This window comes from Plantactinospora soyae, from assembly GCF_014874095.1.
Taxonomy (GTDB): Bacteria; Actinomycetota; Actinomycetes; order Mycobacteriales; family Micromonosporaceae; genus Plantactinospora; species Plantactinospora soyae.
The window spans coordinates 7,457,729-7,476,471 of the sequence record NZ_JADBEB010000001.1 but is presented as its reverse complement, the minus strand read 5'-3'; the positions used below and the strand labels follow the sequence as shown (position 1 = coordinate 7,476,471).

Annotated in this window: 17 protein-coding genes and 1 pseudogene; 7 read left to right on the top strand and 11 right to left on the bottom strand. The window is 67.9% G+C overall.

What is annotated here, in order from left to right:
• Window positions 1–77: 77 nt before the first annotated feature.
• The 4 genes and pseudogenes from H4W31_RS43970 to H4W31_RS43965 all read right to left on the bottom strand — a co-directional run bounded on the left by H4W31_RS43970 (window position 78) and on the right by H4W31_RS43965 (window position 1,748).
• Entirely contained in the window at window positions 78–212 is a 135-nt protein-coding gene (locus H4W31_RS43970; protein ID WP_264084102.1) for a hypothetical protein, read from the bottom strand.
• Between the two features lie 265 nt (window positions 213–477).
• The gene (locus tag H4W31_RS32840) at window positions 478–966 is read right to left on the bottom strand and encodes a hypothetical protein (protein ID WP_225945792.1); all 489 of its coding nucleotides are present in this window, start codon (window positions 964–966) and stop codon (window positions 478–480) included.
• A gap of 433 nt (window positions 967–1,399) precedes the next feature.
• Window positions 1,400–1,551: pseudogene (locus tag H4W31_RS43340) on the bottom strand (IS21 family transposase); the annotation flags it as partial.
• A 62-nt stretch (window positions 1,552–1,613) separates the two neighbouring features.
• Window positions 1,614–1,748, bottom strand: coding sequence for a hypothetical protein (locus H4W31_RS43965; RefSeq protein ID WP_264084280.1), 135 nt, complete (start codon window positions 1,746–1,748; stop codon window positions 1,614–1,616).
• A gap of 821 nt (window positions 1,749–2,569) precedes the next feature.
• Here H4W31_RS43965 and H4W31_RS32835 point away from each other — a divergent pair.
• Window positions 2,570–3,607: an FUSC family protein gene (locus H4W31_RS32835; protein ID WP_225945791.1), complete on the top strand. Its 1,038-nt coding sequence runs from the start codon at window positions 2,570–2,572 to the stop codon at window positions 3,605–3,607.
• Between the two features lie 236 nt (window positions 3,608–3,843).
• On the opposite strand, the gene H4W31_RS32830 is transcribed toward H4W31_RS32835, so the two are convergent.
• The 4 genes from H4W31_RS32830 to H4W31_RS32815 form a co-directional block, all read right to left on the bottom strand.
• On the bottom strand, window positions 3,844–4,485 hold the full coding sequence (locus H4W31_RS32830; RefSeq protein ID WP_192770165.1) for a glycogen debranching N-terminal domain-containing protein: 642 nt from the start codon (window positions 4,483–4,485) through the stop codon (window positions 3,844–3,846).
• Between the two features lie 68 nt (window positions 4,486–4,553).
• A complete protein-coding gene (gene ctaD, locus H4W31_RS32825) occupies window positions 4,554–6,551 on the bottom strand; it encodes an aa3-type cytochrome oxidase subunit I (RefSeq protein ID WP_192770164.1) in 1,998 nt (665 codons plus the stop codon).
• A gap of 108 nt (window positions 6,552–6,659) precedes the next feature.
• Complete coding sequence (locus tag H4W31_RS32820) at window positions 6,660–7,835, bottom strand: zinc-dependent alcohol dehydrogenase (protein ID WP_192770163.1); 1,176 nt, start codon at window positions 7,833–7,835, stop codon at window positions 6,660–6,662.
• A complete protein-coding gene (locus tag H4W31_RS32815; RefSeq protein WP_225945790.1) occupies window positions 7,832–8,320 on the bottom strand; it encodes a hypothetical protein in 489 nt (162 codons plus the stop codon). The genes H4W31_RS32820 and H4W31_RS32815 overlap by 4 nt, the downstream gene beginning before the upstream one ends.
• Before the next feature lie 344 nt (window positions 8,321–8,664).
• Here H4W31_RS32815 and H4W31_RS32810 point away from each other — a divergent pair, with 344 nt between their 5' ends.
• On the top strand, window positions 8,665–9,348 hold the full coding sequence (locus H4W31_RS32810; RefSeq protein ID WP_318783537.1) for a TMEM175 family protein: 684 nt from the start codon (window positions 8,665–8,667) through the stop codon (window positions 9,346–9,348).
• 171 nt (window positions 9,349–9,519) lie between these two features.
• Here H4W31_RS32810 and H4W31_RS32805 read toward each other — a convergent pair whose 3' ends face one another.
• Window positions 9,520–10,362: an aldo/keto reductase gene (locus H4W31_RS32805; protein ID WP_192770162.1), complete on the bottom strand. Its 843-nt coding sequence runs from the start codon at window positions 10,360–10,362 to the stop codon at window positions 9,520–9,522.
• A 240-nt stretch (window positions 10,363–10,602) separates the two neighbouring features.
• Between H4W31_RS32805 and H4W31_RS32800 the strand changes: the two genes are divergently transcribed.
• The 3 genes from H4W31_RS32800 to H4W31_RS32790 all read left to right on the top strand — a co-directional run bounded on the left by H4W31_RS32800 (window position 10,603) and on the right by H4W31_RS32790 (window position 14,110).
• The gene (locus H4W31_RS32800) at window positions 10,603–11,184 is read left to right on the top strand and encodes a type 1 glutamine amidotransferase domain-containing protein (RefSeq protein ID WP_192770161.1); all 582 of its coding nucleotides are present in this window, start codon (window positions 10,603–10,605) and stop codon (window positions 11,182–11,184) included.
• Window positions 11,185–11,500: 316 nt separating this feature from the next.
• A complete protein-coding gene (locus tag H4W31_RS32795) occupies window positions 11,501–12,511 on the top strand; it encodes a mechanosensitive ion channel family protein (RefSeq protein ID WP_192770160.1) in 1,011 nt (336 codons plus the stop codon).
• Window positions 12,512–12,844: 333 nt separating this feature from the next.
• On the top strand, window positions 12,845–14,110 hold the full coding sequence (locus H4W31_RS32790) for a hypothetical protein (protein ID WP_192770159.1): 1,266 nt from the start codon (window positions 12,845–12,847) through the stop codon (window positions 14,108–14,110).
• Window positions 14,111–14,704: 594 nt separating this feature from the next.
• Here the strand turns inward: H4W31_RS32790 and H4W31_RS32785 are convergent.
• Window positions 14,705–15,466, bottom strand: coding sequence for an alpha/beta fold hydrolase (locus H4W31_RS32785; RefSeq protein WP_192770158.1), 762 nt, complete (start codon window positions 15,464–15,466; stop codon window positions 14,705–14,707).
• A gap of 28 nt (window positions 15,467–15,494) precedes the next feature.
• Between H4W31_RS32785 and H4W31_RS32780 the strand changes: the two genes are divergently transcribed.
• Entirely contained in the window at window positions 15,495–16,112 is a 618-nt protein-coding gene (locus H4W31_RS32780) for a TetR/AcrR family transcriptional regulator (protein WP_192770157.1), read from the top strand.
• Window positions 16,113–16,955: 843 nt separating this feature from the next.
• On the opposite strand, the gene H4W31_RS32775 is transcribed toward H4W31_RS32780, so the two are convergent.
• Entirely contained in the window at window positions 16,956–17,912 is a 957-nt protein-coding gene (locus H4W31_RS32775) for a helix-turn-helix transcriptional regulator (protein WP_192770156.1), read from the bottom strand.
• 96 nt (window positions 17,913–18,008) lie between these two features.
• On the opposite strand from H4W31_RS32775, the gene H4W31_RS32770 reads away from it, so the two are divergent.
• Window positions 18,009–18,428 carry a VOC family protein gene (locus H4W31_RS32770; protein WP_192770155.1) on the top strand — a complete coding sequence of 140 codons (420 nt, stop codon included), beginning with the start codon at window positions 18,009–18,011 and terminating at the stop codon, window positions 18,426–18,428.
• Window positions 18,429–18,743: the final 315 nt, after the last annotated feature.

Sequence of the window (18,743 nt, the reverse complement as noted above, 5' to 3'; positions counted from 1 at the left end):
GTCATCCCGCCGGTGCCATCACGCCCGAACACCCTGAACGGCGCCACGTCCGCAGCTTGATTACTGGTCTCTGCGCGCTACCACTCGGTGGTCTCGGCGGAGGACTCGAACATGTCACCTGGTTCGAAGTCGTGCCAGTGGTGGAATACCGAAAGCCAGAGCCGGTGGGCCTGATCAAGCATGGTTGGAAGCGCCCGGTCCTCGTTGATCACTGACGGATCGTACGCAGAGGCCGCACCCTGCGGGTATCCTCTCATCGATACTACGCGGGTGATCTTCGATCACCTTCGCCCTGGCGGGCCGCATAACGCCTGATATGTAGAGTGTTCGAGGCGCTGCGCGCCCAGAATTTGGAGCCTCACGATCACCTCCATATCAAACAGATCCGGGCATCTGCGGTGCGCCGTTCGCCGTCACGTTGCGTGACGCGCGGATCGCGGCAGAAGAGCACGCGCCGCTCCGCGGCATGAGGGTGCGTCAGACAACGTCTTCGAATGACACCTCTCCGGGGCGCCAGCACATCCAACGCCTGTCTTCGAAGCCGTCCAACAAGGCGATCTCCGGTCCGGGGAGAACATCTTCGATGTCGGGATGCAACACGATCGCCCCTTTGTCGAACTCGATCCTGAGGCCATGGCCTGTCTGCTCCAGGGTCGCAACAACGTGGCCCGGAATGAACCCTCGCAGGGCGTCGGCGTAGCCCACCTGGCCGGGAGCGATCAGGCCCGTCTGCATCTCCACCACCGGCAACACATCGCAGTTGAGGACCGGCATGTCCTTCATCGGACCATCGAAGCGCAGCTGAACATAGTCCATGACGAACTGGACCGAGAAGAGACGGAACCCGACGAGCCGACCCAACAACTCGTTGGGAACGTACGCACTATGGTCCGATGACATGCCGTCATAGTGCCCGAGCACCCGCCGGCGAACATCCTCATTTCGGCAGATCCGGTAGTTGATCACGGTGGCCGATGAGCATGTCCGTAACGGAACGTAGCCGCCGGAGATCTGGCCGGCACCCTTCAATCGGGGTTCACCGGCCCCTTCTCTTCGTCGGAGACTTGGCCCGATCGCACGACGCCGAACGATCGAGCCGTTCATCCGTGCGTACTAGACCGGGCAGCCGAAGTGGGCTGCTGCTACCCGGCCAACCTGACACGTTCCGAACAGCGTCACGGTCGTTCCGTCGGCTTACGTGATCAACTCGCCCCCCGTTTACCCCCGAAAACCCCTGCTCGAGAGCGACAACCAGTGACAACGGGCTCTTACCTCAAGAGGACGTCTTCGCAGGTCAGTGCGCGATATCGACAACTGGCGACAAGTATCAGACTGTCACTGTTGGTATCAAGGGGCCGTCGGTTCGAATCCCGCCGTCCCGACAGATAAAAACCCGACCAGTGGGAACCGCCGCCCGCCGATACCGGGGCGGCTCATCACTGGCCAGGGCCTTGTTCACGCTGTTGCGCGACATCCTCAACCGCCGTGTGATGGCCTGGATCGCCATGCCTTCCGCCGCCGCAGCCGTCGGATCTCTGCCCAGTCCTCCACGCTCAGCACCACTGGCTGGTTCAGCCCACCAGCGCCGTTAGGTTCAGGTTGATGGGCGTGCTCTAACTGGGCGGCAAGCCGGACGGCGCGGCGGAACAACTCAACTCCTCGCTGGCCTTGTCGGTGGCGAGTGCACCCGCAACGGTCAGCGCGATCTCCTGGGTAGGCGTCAGCCGCTCCGGCCGACCAGGCGTCACGCCGTTCACAAGACCCCGGGGGATAGCAGCGAGGGCGGCACCGGCATCGACGATATCGTGCCAGCGATCGTGTCGATGGTCGATGTCGTTGAATGTCGGCCACCTACCGTGGTTGGTAAGGAACGTCCAATAGCCTGCAAGACCGTGTACTGCTCGTCGGTGTCCGGCTGCGGAGGGATCACACGGAGAATTCTCCTACGAGGATGCTACGGTGGTGCCGAGAGTCCCTTCTGGAATTTGCGCGTCGCCACGCGCCTAGCGGCTCAAGGTCAATTAATCTTCGCTGCGATTGCCGGTGGCATGGGAACACCACCGTTGATCATTGGTGATTGTGTTCGATTGGTCAGTTTCAGCCCGATGTCCGGCCGATGCAGTCGATCATCCTGTGGCTGGCCGTGCTCCAGCGACGTCGCCCTCCAAGCCGCCGACTACTGCCTCTGGGCGGTCACTCACGGTGGGAGCGAGGCGACGACAGCTACCACAAACTGATCGAATCGAAGATCCGCTACGAGTACGACCTGTGGGCCAAGGGAGGCCGCTACCACTACTGACGGCCAAGACACGAACCCCCGGCGGACAAGGTCGCACCTCAGCGCCGGCGGCAGATCACGCTCCGTTATGCAGATGAATCATCGCCCGCGCGGTGGGTACCCCTGACCATGGCCTCGAAGCGGGACAGACCGGCCGAGCGGGATGTCGGCGGTCTGTACCTCGGGCCTTACGGTCACCGCCTGGCTGGAGCCGTCGGCGATGTACGTCGAGAGTCGGGTCCCACGCTTCGCGACCGGGTGTACCGGGTTCGTTGCGGTCTCATTCTTGCGATGCAGGCCGCCCTGGCAGCCGGGTTGGCGTGGTGGGTCGCTGGCGCCTTGCTCAGGAACCCTGATCCGGTCTTCGCGCCGATCGCGGCGGTCGGCACGCTCGCCGCCTCTTTCGGCCAGCGAATCCGCCGCACGGTTCAGTTGATCATTGGAGTCGCGGTCGGCATCGGAGTCGGCAGCGGGCTGGTCTTCGTCCTCGGCAGCGGCCCGTGGCAGCTCGCTGTGGTCGTCCTGCTGGCGATCACCGTGACGATCTTCCTCGGCGGGGGTCCCGCGGTCGTCACCCAGGCGGCGGCGACCGCCGTGCTGCTGGTGGCCCTGACCCCGAAGACGCCGAACCTTGAGCTGACCCGGGCGATCGATGCGCTGGTCGGTGGGTTCGTCAGTCTGGCCGTCGCGTTGCTGCTGCCGTTCGATCCGCTCCGGGTCGTGGACCGGGCTGCCCGTCCTGCGGCAAAGACGCTGACTGATCAGTTGGCGGAGACCGCGGCGGCGCTTGCCGACCGGGACCCCGACCGCGCCCAGAGGGCGCTGGACCGGCTGCAGGTCATGGAGAAGCAGATGCAGGGGCTGCAGGAGGCGCTCGAGGGCGGGCGGGAGACTGCGACCCTCGCGCCGGTGCGATGGAATCGCCGCGGGGCGCTGACCCGGTATGTGGAGAGCGCTGTACACATCAACAACGCCATCGCCAACAGCGGAACCCTGATTCGACGCGCGGTCACCGCCATCGAGGACGAGGAGCCGATTCCGCCGACGTTGCCATCGGCGGTAGCCGGACTCTCCGACGCCGGGCGCGAGCTGCGCCGTGAGCTCGGCGCCGGGCGGCAGCCGGAGGCGACCCGCGAGCGGGCGCTCCGAGCGGTGAGCGAGGCGGGCCGGGCGCATGCCGACGGCGTGGGTTTCTCCGGCACCGTCGTCGTGGCGCAGGTCCGCACGACCGCCAGTGACCTGCTCCGGGCCAGTGGGATCGAGCGAATGGAGGCGAACCGGCTGGTCCGCCGGGCCGTCGAGACGGGTACGGACGAGCGGCCCCACTAGCTGTGATGCGCAGCCAGCTTGGGGCCTGTCCAACTTCGTGTATGACCGGCACGGCTGTTGGTCCCGTCGACCGGCGGCAACCTCGGGTCCCGGACCCCGGCACCGCAAGCTCACCCCCATCGACCACCTGCGGCATGGACGGGCCCGAAGTCGCGGTGCCGGGGTGTCAGGTCTGTCGGGCCCGCAATGTAGCGGTACGGTCAGATCGCATGACCATCGGCGGCCGGCCTCCACGGTCAGGTCCCACACCAGATCGTCACCGTCGAGACGGTTGGCTGGCGATGTGCGTGGACTTCGGTGCTGGCCTGGAACGCGCCGTTGGAGTAGACGAACATCAGTTCTGAGCCGTCTGCGGAGTGCGACCGGCTGATCCGGTCGGATCGGTCGCGGACCGTGGTCTTGATCTCGAAGAGGTCGGCGAAGTCGTTACCGACCGCCAGACGTAGCTCGAAAGACTTGGGTTCGCGGCCGAAACACCGCAACTCGATGCGTTCGTGTAGCCCATCACCCACGAACCGTTGCCGGCGTATCCCGATGGTGTTCGCGGCCGGGCCGGGCAGTTCCGGGTTGGCCAGGAAGAACGCCGCGGAGTAGTGGTCGACGATGCACGAGGACAGGACGAGCGGCGGTGCGCCGTTGATGGTGAGTTGCCAGCGGCTCAGGTATCGCGTGTCGTAGTGGACCAGACCGCCGATCGATCGGGGTGGGACGTCACCGGCCGCGTTGGAGAACATGAAGGTCGACGCTTCGAGGATGCCGACGGCGTCCGGGCCGAGCACCGGCGGCAGGTCACGTTCCATGCCACTGGGCGCGCCGCCCACGGTTCGGGCGGACGGCATCGGGTCCGCCGGGGTCGGACGCGACTCTTGGCTCGTCACGACACTGATTCCCCTACTTCGGTCGTTCCGGGCCGTCGATCGGCGCCCAGCCAGTGCCCGGCCCTCGGCTACTTCTCTTCCTCACTGCCCTTCGGGTTTCGCCACCGGTCCGAACTTGGCCCGGTGCGGTCTGCGTCGAACGGGTTGTCGCTGGCTTCGTCGGTGTGTTCGAAGCTCGGCCGGCGAACCTGTTCCGGCTCCGGCACCTCCACCGGACGGGCGCCGGACCGCTCCGGCGGATGGTGCGCGACGGCCGCCTCGGCGCCGTGCGCGCCCTCCGCCGTCGGTGGCTCCGGCACCTGATGCTCGGGACGCACCTCGTCCCGCATCCGCTGGGGTGGTTTGGCGGCCCGCTGGGGCAGGTTTCGGCCGAGGTCGGCGACGAGGGGACCGTACTTGGCGTCGAAGGCGGGCCGTTCGGAGCGGATGGCGGGCATGCGGTCGAAGTTCCGCAGCGGCGGTGGACAGCTGGTGGCCCATTCCAGGGAGTTACCGAACCCCCACGGGTCGTCGACCTGCACGGCCTGTCCGAACCGCCAGGACTTCCAGACGTTGTAGATGAAGAACAGGGTGGAGGCGCCGAGGACGAAGGAGCCGATGGTCGAGATTGTGTGCATGGTGGTGAAGCCGTCGGTCGGCAGGTAGTCGGCGTAGCGGCGGGGCATGCCGTCGTTGCCGAGCCAGTGGTGGATCAGGAAGGTGGTGTGGAAGCCGAGGAACATGGTCCAGAAGTGGACCTTGCCGAGTCGTTCGTCGAGGAGTCGGCCGGTCATCTTGGGGAACCAGAAGTAGACGCCAGCGAAGGCGGCGAAGACGATGGTGCCGAAGAGTACGTAGTGGAAGTGGCCGACCACGAAGTACGTGTCGTGGGTGTGAAAGTCGACCGGTGGGCTGGCCAACAGGACGCCGGTGAGGCCGCCGAAGAGGAAAGTGACGAGGAAGCCGATGGAGAACAGCATCGGGGCCTCGAAGGTGAGCTGTCCCTTCCACATGGTGCCGATCCAGTTGAAGAACTTGATCCCGGTCGGTATGGCGATGATGAAGGTGAACGCGGAGAAGAACGGCAGCAGAACCTGGCCGGTGGCGAACATGTGGTGCGCCCAGACGGTCAGGGAGTAGAGGAAGATCACGACGAGCGCGGCGACCATGGTCTTGTAGCCGAACAGGGGCTTTCGGCTGAAGACCGGGATGATCTCACTGATGATGCCGAAGAACGGCAGCGCGACGATGTAGACCTCGGGATGGCCGAAGTACCAGAACAGGTGCTGATACAGCAGCGGGCCGCCGTGTTCGGCCGCGTAGATGTGGGCGCCGAGTACCCGGTCGGCGAGCAGGGCCAGCAGGGTGGCCGCCAGCAGCGGGAAGACGACGACGGCCATCAGGGCGGTGACGAGCATGGCCCAGGTGAACAGCGGCATCCGGAACATGGTCATGCCCGGCGCCCGCAGGGTCAGGATCGTGGTGATGAGGTTGACCGATCCGAGGATCGTGCCCAGTCCGGAGAGCACGAGGCCGATGACCCACAGGTTGCCGCCGATGCCGGGGGTGTGTTCGTAGCGGCTCAGCGTCGGGTAGGCCGTCCAACCGAAATCGGGCCCGCCGCCGGGAATGAGGAAGGCGCCGAGCACCATCAGGCCACCGAACAGATACAGCCAGTACGCCAGCGCGTTCAGTCGAGGGAATGACACGTCCGGGGCGCCGATCTGCAGGGGCACCAGGTAGTTGCCGAACGCGAACGCCAGCGGGGTGGCGAACAGCAGCATCATGATCGTGCCGTGCGAGGTGAACAGCTGGTTGTACTGCTCCGGGGAGAGGAACTGCATCCCCGGGCGGCCGAGTTCGGCGCGCATCAGCATTGCCTCGAGTCCGGCCACCAGGAAGAAGCCGAAGGACGTGGTCAGATACAACAGTCCGATCTGTTTGGCGTCGGTGGTGGCCAGTAGGCGCAGGAGTTGGCTGCCGGGTACGGCCTTGCGGATCGGCCCGGGGTACCCGCCGGATCGGGCGGGGGCCAGAATCAGCCGGCCTGGATCACGTCCGGGCTCAGTGGTCACCGGCTTCCGCATCGCTGTTCATCCCATCGACGAACGGACTGGCCGGGCGAGGGACACCCGGTGAGGTCGAGCTACCGGCGGTGCGGGCGGCAGAGGTGACGGTGGCGTCGGCGGTGCCGGTCAGCTGGTGGGCTGGAAGACGGCCCGTACGCATCCGTCGATTTTCTGTTTGAACATCTCGTAGCCGCGCGGAGCTTCGTCCAGCGGCATGGTGTGCGTCGCGAGATGCTCCGTGACCAGCTCGCCGCGGGCCATCCGGTCCAGCAGCATGGGAATGTAGCGCTGTCCGTGCTGCTGCGCGCCGCGCAGCGTCAGCCCCTTGTTCATCAGCGCCCCGAGCGGGAACTTGTCCACCAGGCCGGCGAACACGCCCAGGACGAACACACTGCCGCCCTTGCGACAGTTGTAGATCGCCTCCCGGGCGGCGACCGGACGGTCGGACTCGATCCGCAACTGCTGCTTGACCTGGTCGTACCAGAGTTGCGGGCCGCTGCTGTGCGACTCCATACCGACCGCCTCGATGCAGACGTCCGGGCCTCGACCGCCACTGCGCTCCAGCAACTCGGCGCCGACGTCCTGCTGCTCGTAGTTCAGCGTCTCCACGCCGAGATGCGTCTGGGCCATCTGGAGCCGGTTGTCGAGTCGGTCGATCACGATCACCCGATCGGCGCCGAGCAGCACGGATGCCCGGGCCGCCATCTGCCCTACCGCGCCGGCGCCCCAGACCGCCACGACATCACCCGGTTTCACCCCGGCGAGGTCGGCGCCCATCCAGCCGGTCGGGGCGGAGTCGGAGGCGAACAGCGCGCGCTCGTCGCTCACCGCGTCCGGGACAGTGAACGCGCCCTGGTCGGCGTAGGGAACCCGGATGTACTCGGCGTGGCTGCCGGCGAAGCCCCCAAGTGCGTGCGAGTAGCCATAGCAGCCTCCGGGCGCGGAACCCCAGACGTTCTCGGTGATCATCGGATTCGTGTTCCCGTTGTCGCACAGCGAGAACTGTTGTTGCTGGCAGTACCAGCACTTGCCGCAGGAGATGAACGAGCAGACGACGACCCTGTCGCCTACTTTGTGGTTGCGTACCTGCGGGCCGACCTCGACGATGTCGCCGAGGAACTCGTGCCCGAGGACGTCGCCGCGTTCCATGAACGGGATGTACCCGCCGAGCAGGTGCAGGTCCGACCCGCAGGTCACGGTCCGACGGACCCGGACGATGGCGTCCTGCTCGTTGCGGATCTGCGGGTCCGGGACCTGCCGCACCGCGAGTTCGTTGGCTCCCTCCCAGACCAGCGCCTTCACAGCCGTCCCTCCCGCCGACCCTGTCGGGTGGCCATCTGCAGTGGTTTGTTCAACGGAGTCGACTCGGTGGTTGGCGGATAGTCCGGGTGGAGAACCTCACTGGTCTCGATCAGCTGCTTCGACTCCCGCAGCGCAGCCCGGATCGCCTGCTCAGGATCCCGGCCGACGGCCCGCCGGGCGGCGGCGGCAACAGGGAGTCGGGCGCCGTCGCGCAGCCGTACGGCGATCTCGGTGCCCCGGCCGCCGGCAGCCGGTCGGACCTGGACCTCGACGGCGTCACCAAGCCCGGCCAGCGGCTCGGGGAACTGTCCGCCCGGAGCGACGTCACTGGCCGGCCGGTTCACCGTCGCCACATGCCACCGCGGCCCGCGCCGCCGTGCCTGACCCCGTTGCCAGTGGTCGTTGCCCCGGCCAGCCCCGCCGAGCAGCCGCCGGGTGACCATCCCGCCAGCCAACGCGACCGCTCCGCCGATCAGCCACCTCATGTCCGCCCCCGTCGCTTGACCTGCTCGTGCGGGCGCCGTCGATAAACAGCGTCCTTTAGATGCAAACCATCTCATATAGGACGGGCTTCACATGCGTGGTTCTGGCACTTCGGAGGAGTTCCTGTAAGGGCAGCCGTCGGGCGCGGAACGGCGGAGTATCCGTGGCCCGTCGTACACGACTGCCTTCAGTCAACTTCCCCCGTTTGAAGATTCCGCCCCCACGGCGGCTCGGAGACCGTCCGGCAGTCGAATTCCTGCAATCCGCTTCGCCACCTCATGATTCGCGCTATTGGTTCGGTTGCGCCGAGCCGGTTAGCGTGGGCGCCGGTGGGTAGCCACCCGCCGTGAGCAGGCCAACCGACGACATGGGTACCCGGTCGGACGCCAGCCGTGCCATAGCGTTCAGCGACGCCGTCTTCGCCATCATCATCACGCTGCTCGTGCTGGATCTCCGGGTGCCGGACGTACCCCCCGGTCACCTGCTGTCGGGGCTGCTGGAGCAGTGGCCGGGTTACGTCGCCTATCTCGCCTCGTACGCCTACGTGGCCGTCGTCTGGCTGAACCACAAGGGCTCGTTCAATCGGGTGAAGGAAAGTGATCGGGGCCTGCACTGGGCGAACCTTTTCGTCCTGTTCAGCACCGCGCTGCTGCCGTTTCCGACCGCCCTCGTCTCGCACGCGCTTCAGGAGCACGACCAGCGGGACCAACGCGTGGCCGTCGCCTTCTATGCGCTGATCGGCGCGCTGCTCTGCGCGAGCTGGCTGGCGTTCTTCCACTACCTGGCTCGGCGCAAAGACCTGCTCAAGGAGGAGGTGAGTGAGCGGCACTTTCCCACCGAGCGGCTGCGGGCACTCGTCGGGGTCATCCTCTATGTCGCCGCAGGGCTCATCGGGTACCTGGTCGCACCGCTCGCCGGTCTAGTGATCTTCGTCGTACTGCCGGTCTTCTACGCCGTCACCAGCGCCGGCCTGTACCAGGTGCCTCTCACTCACCGGCGTGCGCGTCGCCCCCCGCCATCGGGGAGGTGACGGCCAGGTGACCGGCTCGAAGACGGCGGTCGGGTCGGCTCGGACGATTCCCCGGACAAGTGCGGAGCGCCATAACCACCGTCAGGCCGCCGCTCACCGCCCTCCACTGCCGATCGCCGAGCAAACGGCGCCGACCTCGACGGGTGCCGTCCACCGAAACGGTCGGTGACGCTACAACATCTCCAGCGGTTGCGGGCTGACCGGCGGTGGGAAAGCCGTGTCGAGTGCCGCCACGTCCTCTTCAGCCAGATACAGGTTGCGCGCGTCCGCGTTCTCCCGGGTGTGTTCGGGCTTGGACGATCGGGGGATGGCCACAACCATCTCCTGCCGCAGCAGCCAGGCCAGCGCCACCTGAGCGGGCGTGGCCCCGTGCCGGGCGGCGACCTCCGCGACCTGGGGGTGGCCGAGCAGTCGGCCCTGCTCGATCGGCGAGTACGCCATCACCGGGATTCGGTGCTCGCGTAACCACGGCAGCAGGTCGTACTCCGGACCGCGGCGGGTGAGGTTGTACAGGATCTGATTGGTCGCGCAGGAGTTCCCGCCCGCCTCGAGTAACTCCGCCATGTCGGAAACATCGAAGTTGCTCACCCCCCACTGCCCGATGTCACCGGCGCCGACGAGTTCTGCGAACGCCTCGACCGTCTCATCGAGTGGATGCGTGCCACGCCAGTGCAGCAGGTAGAGGTCGATGTGGTCGACGCCGAGTCGTTGCAGGCTGCGGCGGCAGGCCTGCACTGTCCCCCGTCGGCTGGCGTTGGACGGCAGCACCTTGTCGACCAGAAAGACGTCGGCGCGTCGTCCGATGACCGCCTCGCCGACGAGTTCCTCGGAAGCGCCGTCACCGTACATCTCCGCGGTGTCGACCATGGTCATGCCCAGGTCGAGCCCGGCGCGTAGGGCGGCTAGCTCGTCTCGCCGCCTCGCGGGGCGCTCGCCGAGGTACCAGGTTCCCTGGCCGAGCACGGGCATCGTCTGGCCGGACGGCAGCTCGATCGCGTCGGCAGTCCGGGTCATGAGGGCCTTTCCGGGAGTCTGCGGTACCAATTCTTCCCTGCGTTACCCGCGGCGACCGGCAGCACACCTCGTAGCGCGACCTCTCCGCGCAGGCCCGGTCGCCCCGCAGCGGACATGTGGCCGGATTGTCCGCCGTCGAGTGGTGTTTGCTGGCTTGTTTGCCGGTGCCCGCACCGGGAAGGCGACAGCGAGCGAGCGATGCGCTGCGACGGGGCGGCGCCGCGAAGGGAGGCCGCAGAAATGGGGCAGAGCCAGCAGCCACTGACCGGCAAGCGAGTCGCTTGCCTCGCCGCAGACGGGGTGGAGGACGTGGAGTACACCCAGTCCCGGGCCGCCGCGGAGCAGGCGGGGGCCGAGGTCCACCTGATCTCGTTGAAATCCGGCGAGATCCAGTCGATGAACCAGGACATCAATCCGGCCAACCGCTATCGAGTGGACCGGACCGTGAACGAGGCCAATGCGGCCGACTACGATGCCCTGTTGCTGCCCGGCGGGACGGTCAACCCCGACCGACTCCGGATGAACCCGCAGGCGATGGACTTCGTCCGGGCGTTCTTCCAGCAACAGAAGCCGGTGGCGGCGATCTGCCACGGCCCCTGGTCGTTGGTCGAGACCGGGATCGTCAACGGCCGGACCGTCACCTCGTTCCCCAGCCTGCGCACCGACATCCGCAACGCGGGCGGGAACTGGGTGGACCAACAGGTGCAGGTCGACAACGGCCTGGTCACGAGCCGCAGCCCCAGCGACCTTCCGGCCTTCTGCGCAAAAATGGTCGAGGAGTTCGCCGAGGGCAAACACATCCGTCAGATGGCGACAGCCTGACCCGGTGGGACCCAGAGCCGGGCGGATCAGCCCGGCCCTGAGCCCCGGCCCGGCGGGTGTCCCGCCAACCGGAACGGCGCCGCTTGCGCCGAGCAGCGGCTTTCGGCTCCGTAACCGGCGCAGCCGATGGCGCACCAACCGGCAGACCAGACCCACCGGCAGCGCCGGGTTCTCGGCGAGACCGTCCTGTACCTTCCTGCCGTCCGGCCTTCTCGATGTTCGCGGTTTGCCACCGGATCTGATGGCACCCTGAACGCGGGGAATGCGGTCGCGAGCCCGGGAGAGGCGGCATCGGGATCACGGTGGACGAATTCTGATGCGTACCGCGTTGATCGTGTTGGCCGCGCTGGCGGCGGCTGTGGTCGTGGACCTGGTCTCCGGCGTGCTGGTCCGCCGGGTTGCCCGTGGCCGCTACAAGTGGCTGCTGGAGCCGCTGCGGCGCGCCTGCCGCCGCCCGGCGGCCGTGGTCCTGCTGGTCGGGGCGCTGTACTACGCGCTGCCGCCCGGACCCGCCGGGTGGCAGCGCGATCTGCGGCACGCCACCCTGCTGGTCCTGGTCGCCGTCGGTGCGTGGCTGGTGATCAAGGCATTGCACGCCGCCGAAGCGGTCGTGTTCAGCCGGCTGCCGAGCGACCTGGTCACGACCCGGCGGGTTCGACGGGCCCGGACCCAGATCCGTCCGATGCGGCGGCTCACGGTGGCCGTTGTCACGATCCTCGCGGTCGGCCTGATCCTGATCACCTTCCGGCCGATACGCCTCTTCGGCATCTCCATTCTGACCTCGGCCGGGGTTGTCGGCGCGGTGATCGGTCTGTCCGCCCGAACCGCGCTCGGCAACGCGTTCGCCGGCATCCAGGTCGCCTTCGCCGACGGGCTGCAGGTCGGCGACGTGCTGGTGGTGGACGGCGAGTGGGGCCGGGTCGAGGAGGTGAAGCTGACCAACGTGGTTATCCGGCTCTGGGACGACCGGATGCTCGTCCTGCCGACCACGTATTTCACCGACCGGCCGTTCCAGAACTGGACCCGGAACGAGTCGCGGGTGATCGGCAAGATCCAGTTACATGTCGACCACACCGCCGACCTGGACGACCTGCGTCAGGAGGCACGCCGACTAATCGAGTCCTCACCGCTGTGGGATCGAGACCGGTGGGTGCTCCAGATGGTCGACGCCACCCCACAAACCGTCGTCATCCAGGTGCAGGCCTCAGCCGCCGACGGCGCCAGCGCCTGGGACCTACGCTGCGACCTGCGTGAGGGACTGATCCGCTACCTACGCGACCAGCACCCCCAGTGGCTACCCCGCACCCGCAGCGAGTACCAGCCCTGACCGGCAGTTCCGGGGTGGTCGCCCGGGCGCTGACGAATGGATCGGCGCCTACCGGGGACTAGCTGGACCAGGTCGACAGGGACGGGAGGCGGCGATGAGCGTCGACAGGGACCGAACCGAGGTGGGGGACGACTTCGCCCGGGTCACCCGTACCGTCAACACTCCCATCGGCCAGGGCTTCGAGTACGTCACCGACGTTCGACCTGAGCCACGCCATCCCCAGAACCGGACACTCGCCGGGGATCGTGCCCAGCACTGTCACCACCGGCCGGAACCTGCTGCCGCTCAACACCGAACGGCTGAAGACGGCGATGATCAAGCTGAAGGACGGCCTTGAGTGTTGACGACGGCGCCACAGACCGGCGCCGCGCCCGGATGAGCGGCCGGGCCGGCGCCGAGAGCATGGTGACCGGGCGCGGGTCCATCGTCGTAGGTGTCGTGGCCGCCCCTGGGGCCGCGGCCGACCTGGCACGGGAGGCCGCCACGGAGCTCGCCGACCGGCTCCGCAGCCGGGTCCCGCAGGTCGACTGGGCGGTACGCCTGCAGGTGGCGCGGCTCGTCGAAGGGCCCGCCGACCTCGGCCGGCTCATCCAGGCAACCCGGCGCCGGATGCTGGCCGAGGGCTGGAATCTGGTCCTCTGCGTGACGGACCTGCCATTGCAGACCGCGCGGCGACCCGTGGTCGCGCACGCCAGCACCACCCACGGCGTCGCGGTCCTTTCCATGCCCGCACTCGGCCCCGTCGCTGCGGCCCGGCGGATGGCCGAGGCCGGAGACCGGCTCCTCGCGGCACTGCTCGGCGATACCGACGCGGTCGGTGACCCGGTACAGGCCGGCCCGCACCGTCGGCGCGTGGCCACCGGACGACGGGCCCGGAAACTGGGCGCGCGCGTGAACCCCGAGGCGACCGGCATCGGCCTGCTGACCGGAGTAATCGGCGGCAACCTGCGGCTGCTGCTCGGCATGCTCCGGGCGAACCGGCCGTGGCGGCTGGCCGTCCGGCTCTCCCGGGTACTGGTCGGTGCCTTCGCGACCGCCGTCCTCGCCCTGGTGAGCGCCGATATTTGGCGGCTGTCGGCGGCCCTGGGCAATCTGCGGCTCGCCCTGCTCGCAGCCGGCTCCGTCCTGGCGGTGGTGCTGACGATGGTGCTCGGCGCGCGCCTCTGGGAACGGGTTCCGCGCGGCCCAGGCGCCCGGAAGCAGGTCGTCCTCTTCAACGTGGTCACCATGCTCACCGTCGTCATCGGCGTCCTCGCCCTGTACGCCGCGCTCGCCGCTCTGACCATCATCGGGACGATCGCCCTCGTCCCCTGGGACCTGCTCGCCGAATCCACCGGCCGACCAGCCGGCGTCGCCCACCAGGTCAAGCTGGGCTGGCTGGCCAGTTCGCTGGCGACAGTCGGCGGCGCGCTCGGCGCCGGACTAGAGTCCGACTCCGCGGTACGGGAGGCGGCGTACCGCTATCAGCCCGACGCGGAGCTGACCGGCGAACAGGGTGGGCCGGACCTGACCGGCAGGGCCGGACCGGGACCGAACGACGAGCCCGGGTCACCACGCAGAGAAAGGTCTGAGCCGGAGCGGAACCACGAGCCCGGCTGACAGCGCTGGCCGGTGCTGTGATCAGGACCCGGTCGCGGCGTTGCCCTCGGCGGCGCCGATCGCCAGCAGGGCGACGTCGTCGGTGGGCTGTCACTCGGATGAGGCCGGCCAGCACGGTGGCGCAGACCACCGCAGACCGGGACGGGGCGACGGCTGATCGACGGCGTCTTGGAGCTGGGCTCGCTGTCCGGAGGCGGGCGCAGCACCCGGCTGTGCCCGACGGGCGAGGGCCAGCGGGAGGGTTCAGCGGCTACTTCGTAGACGAGCGGCTGCGGTCGAGCGCGACGCCGCCGGAGACCTCGACCTCGGCACCCTCGTCTTCACCCGGCATCCCTACGACTCGGCGGCGTCGGTGCCGGCGGTGTAGACCCGGCCGCTTGGCGATTCGGCTGACCCCATGAACGCACTGATCTCGGCACGACCGGACGCCGACCCGACCGAGCGCCGGACGTCGTGTAACGCGCGGGCTGCGGCAGATCCGTGCGTTCCTCACCGTCACCTTGCCGACCCTTCGGGCCGTTGGTGGTCTTCGAATTTCCTATCGGCCGGTGGCTTCGTCGATAAGCTCTCGCAGGATGTCGGCGTGACCGGTGCTCAGCCAAGGAATTCGCTGAGCACCGGGGCCAGGGTCCCCGCAGGCACGCCGTGCCACTCGCCGGGCAGGCTGCGGTGGACGGCCTGGGGAAGCAACTCCGTTACGACCGTTGCCATCTGAGTCAGATCGGTGGTGCTGCCCGTGCTGTCCAGTACCAGCGTCGGTGTCGTGACGTGTCGAAGCAGGTCTGCGTCGACGGTTTCGCTGAGCATGCTGTCGTATGCCAGCGTGGATGCGACGGAGACCATGGCGGACCAGTGCGGCGTGTCCCGCATGTCGGCGAGGGCCTCGGCGGGCACACCGATGCTGGTCAGGAAGAACTCCACCGCGTCCGCGCCGGTGAGGCGCCGCAGTTGAGCGGTGAACGCTCGTTGCTCTGGATTGTCGCTTGCGGGCTCGATCGGCGGCTCAAGCAAGGCCAAACGACGTACGGCCAGGCCGGCTGCAGCCGCATGCAGCGCGACGAGGCAGCCGGACGAGTAGCCGTAGAGCGTCGCCGGTCCGCCGATCGTGTCGATCAGCGCCGCTAGGTCTTCCACCTCGCGTGCGGGGGCGTACGGCGGGGTGTCGGTGCTGGCGCCACGGCCGCGGCGGTCGTATCGGACGACGGTGAAGTCCTTGGCCAGCAGGGTGGCGAGTTCACCCAGCGGACTGTTGGCGCGGAATTGTCCGGCGGCGTCGATGAGGATGAGCGTCGGGCCGGAACCCTTCTGCTCGTATGCGATGCGGGTCCCGTCCCGGGACGTAATGACAGCCTCCATGAACTGAACGGTATAGTACAGTTGAGGGGTGCGGAAAGAGCAGAAGCGTCAGGTGATTCTCGGTGCTGCCCTGGCGGAGTTCCTGGAGCACGGCTACCGGGGTACAAGCATGGACCGGATCGCCGCTCGCGCAGCAGCCTCGAAAGTCACGCTCTATGCGCACTTCGCCGACAAGCAGGCGCTCTTCGAGGCCGTCTTCACCGACGCGATCGCTGAAGCGGAGCGCTCAGGTTCACCGCTGACCGAATCACTGGCCGAGTCCCGCGACCTGGCCCGCGACCTGCGTGCTTTCGCCCGCGAACATGTCAGCACCGTCACGCAAACCCACTTGATCCACCTGCGGCGAATGATCGTCGGCGAGGCCGGCCGGTTCCCCGAACTGGCCCGCACCTGGCATCGGAGCGCACCCGAACGCGGCGCCGCGACCCTGGCCCGCGCCATCGCCCGGCTCGCCGAGCGCGGACTGGTCCACACACCGGACCCGCTGATGGCGGCACAGCACCTGAACTATCTGATCCTGTCGATCCCGCTCAACGAGGCGATGTTCGCGGTCCGCGAACGCCACGACGAGGCCGATTTGCACCGCTGGGCTGATGAAGCCGTACGGGTATGGCTCGCCGCGTACGGCGTTGCCGGGACGACGTGATGCTGTCGACAATCGACCTCCCACGCCGCATCAACATCGGCATGATTGGACGCCGCGCACCAGCCGTACGCCGCCACGCTCTGTGACCCGTGCGCAGCCGGCCGCCGCGCGTGCTCAGCGGCTGCTTATTTAATTGGATCTACGACCCGTGCCCGGCCAGGCTGGGTCGAGGTAGCCGGTGGGATCGCTCCCTTCGCGGCGGTCCATCCGCATCCAGGGTGTGACTCTCATCTGGCATGCGCCCGCCGGCTACCGCCCGGGGAGTGGCTCAAGAGGGGCCAGATCCGTGCACGTGATCTTCGTGCGCATGTCAGTGCGACGGCTGCATCCCCACGCCCAAAGCGCAGCATGCGGCGGCTGTGCATGTCCGCCCGCGACGCTTACCGTGGGCCGGCCGTTAGGTTGTGCCGGTGAGCAACCCGATGTCGTCGAGATGTGGCAGCCTGATCGGAGTGTCGTACGCGGCTTGACACAATGTGATCTTGGAGACTGTCGAACGGCTGGCGCTACGCCACCCGGTGGCGGTGCCGTCATGATCGACGCCGGGCCAGAGCGGGCGAGGCGGGTCGGACTCGACCGACGCCGCTCGGCAGCACAGCGGCAGAAGCCATGCTCGTCACGCTCTGGAACGTGGCCATGGCCGGCGGCGGAGTCGTCGGCGGAATCCTTCTCGACATCCTCGGGCCCACGTCCTTCCCTGGAGCGTCCTGGTGCTCCTGGTACCGGTGCTGACAGTGGTGACCATCGCTCGCACGCACGGGTCCCCCAGCAGACACGTGAGTACGGCCACGTGAACGGAGACCTGGACATTGCTGACACGATCCCGGCAGGTGGCCTTCCCGGTCATGGGAGGGTGGCTGCGGTCCGGTAGCGGTCGGCGAGCCGGCCCAGGAGGTCGCGGAACTCGGGAGGGTCGAGGACGGTGAACGCGACGTCGAGAGTGCCCAGGAACGCGGCGAGGTCGTGGAACGAGTCGCCGCCGGTTTCCAGGAGGCAGGTGTGCTCGTCGATGGCCGTCAGCAGACCGGCGGTCGAGGGGATACGTTCGGCGATCGTCTCGACCGGCGCGTACAGCCGTACGCGCGCCTGGCGCTGCCACGCGAGTGAGCCGACGCTCCGCAGGACGTGGGTGGCGGCGTCCACGGGCGGTTGGCGGGGCGTGAAGCGCGGGCCGTTCGGCGGGCGGAGACGGATCCGGTCGGCGCGGAAGGTGCGCCAGTCCTCTCGTTCGGTGTCCCAGGCCATCAGGTACCACCGACGTCCCGTGTACACGAGTCGATGGGGTTCGACACGGCGGGTGGTGGCTTCGCCGTCGTGACTGAGGTAGTCGAAGCGGAGCTGTTCGTGGTGGTGTGACGCCGCGGCGATGGTGGTGAGGATCTCGGCGTCGACGGTTGGTCCACCGCCGGCTGCGGAGACGGTCGCCGACCGGAGCGTGTCCACCCGGTGCCGCAGTCGGGACGGGAGCGTCTGCTCGAGCTTGGACAGGGCTCGTACGGCGGGCTCCTCGATCCCGGCCACGGTGCCGGCGGCCGCGGCGGCGAGGCTCACGGCGACAGCGACGGCCTCGTCCTCGTCGAGCAGCAGCGGCGGCAGCGCGGACCCGGCGGTGAGCCGGTACCCGCCGGTCGTGCCGGTGCTGGAGCGCACCTGGTAGCCGAGGATCCGCAGCCGTTCGATGTCGTTGCGGACGGTTCTGGTGGTCACGCCGAGTTGATCGGCCAGGTCGGCACCGGACCAGCTGCGCCGTACCTGCAACAACGACAGGAGCCGCAGCAGCCGCACCGAGGTTTCCAGCATTTCTTCAGTCTGCCAGGCATTGAGGAACCGCAGGTTCCACAAGTGGGCCTAATGTGATCGACAGGAACAACGGAGAACCCCCAAGGAGAGCCACAAATGTTGCGAGGATTCGCCACGATCAGCTACTGGGCCGACGACATGAAAGCGGCGAAGCGGTGGTACGCCGATCTGCTGGGCGTCCAGCCGTACTTCGAGCGCCCCGGACCGGACGGTCAGCTCGCCTATGCCGAGTTCCGCGTCGGCGACTACCAGGACGAACTGGGACTCATCGATCGCGGCTGGGCGCCGGCTGGCGCGGCGACCGAGCCCGGCGGGGCCGTCGTGTACTGGCACGTCGACGACGTCGCGGCGACCTTCGAAAGGCTGCTGTCGATGGGCGCCAAGGAGTACCAGCCGATCGTCAACCGGGAGGCGGGGTTCATCACGGCTGCCGTGGTCGACCCGTTCGGGAACGTGGTCGGCATCATGTACAACCCGCATTACCTCGAAATCCTGGCGTCCTCCGGGAGGGCGTGACCTCGCGCTCCGCAAGCCAACTGGGTCCGTCCATCGCCCGTGGGCGGACCCGACGCCGAGAGGACGGGGGAGTGCCGTGTGGAAAGCCCGTCGGGTAGGACCTCGACAACGACCCTCCGCCGCTCGCGGACAGGGAGTGGCGGGACCAGGTGGCGGGCCGGTTGGGGTGTCGGCGGAGGCGTGGTGTTGCCGCCGGACGGGCCGAGGAGACAGGAGTCGCGGGCTTCGGTGGCGTTGTCGCGCTGTCGAGGTTTGTCCGCCCCGTCGAGCGCGGTGCCGCCCATCAGGTTGTCATCCTTCCCTCGGACGATGCCC

What these genes read in the sequence shown, in the direction of transcription:
- H4W31_RS32835 (WP_225945791.1), top strand. Translation starts at nt 2,570, where the DNA reads ATGCAGGCCGCCCTGGCAGCCGGGTTGGCGTGGTGGGTCGCTGGCGCC.
- ctaD (WP_192770164.1), bottom strand. Translation starts at nt 6,551, where the DNA reads ATGCGGAAGCCGGTGACCACTGAGCCCGGACGTGATCCAGGCCGGCTG.
- H4W31_RS32815 (WP_225945790.1), bottom strand. Translation starts at nt 8,320, where the DNA reads ATGAGGTGGCTGATCGGCGGAGCGGTCGCGTTGGCTGGCGGGATGGTC.
- H4W31_RS32805 (WP_192770162.1), bottom strand. Translation starts at nt 10,362, where the DNA reads ATGACCCGGACTGCCGACGCGATCGAGCTGCCGTCCGGCCAGACGATG.
- H4W31_RS32800 (WP_192770161.1), top strand. Translation starts at nt 10,603, where the DNA reads ATGGGGCAGAGCCAGCAGCCACTGACCGGCAAGCGAGTCGCTTGCCTC.
- H4W31_RS32795 (WP_192770160.1), top strand. Translation starts at nt 11,501, where the DNA reads ATGCGTACCGCGTTGATCGTGTTGGCCGCGCTGGCGGCGGCTGTGGTC.
- H4W31_RS32785 (WP_192770158.1), bottom strand. Translation starts at nt 15,466, where the DNA reads ATGGAGGCTGTCATTACGTCCCGGGACGGGACCCGCATCGCATACGAG.
- H4W31_RS32775 (WP_192770156.1), bottom strand. Translation starts at nt 17,912, where the DNA reads ATGCTGGAAACCTCGGTGCGGCTGCTGCGGCTCCTGTCGTTGTTGCAG.
- H4W31_RS32770 (WP_192770155.1), top strand. Translation starts at nt 18,009, where the DNA reads ATGTTGCGAGGATTCGCCACGATCAGCTACTGGGCCGACGACATGAAA.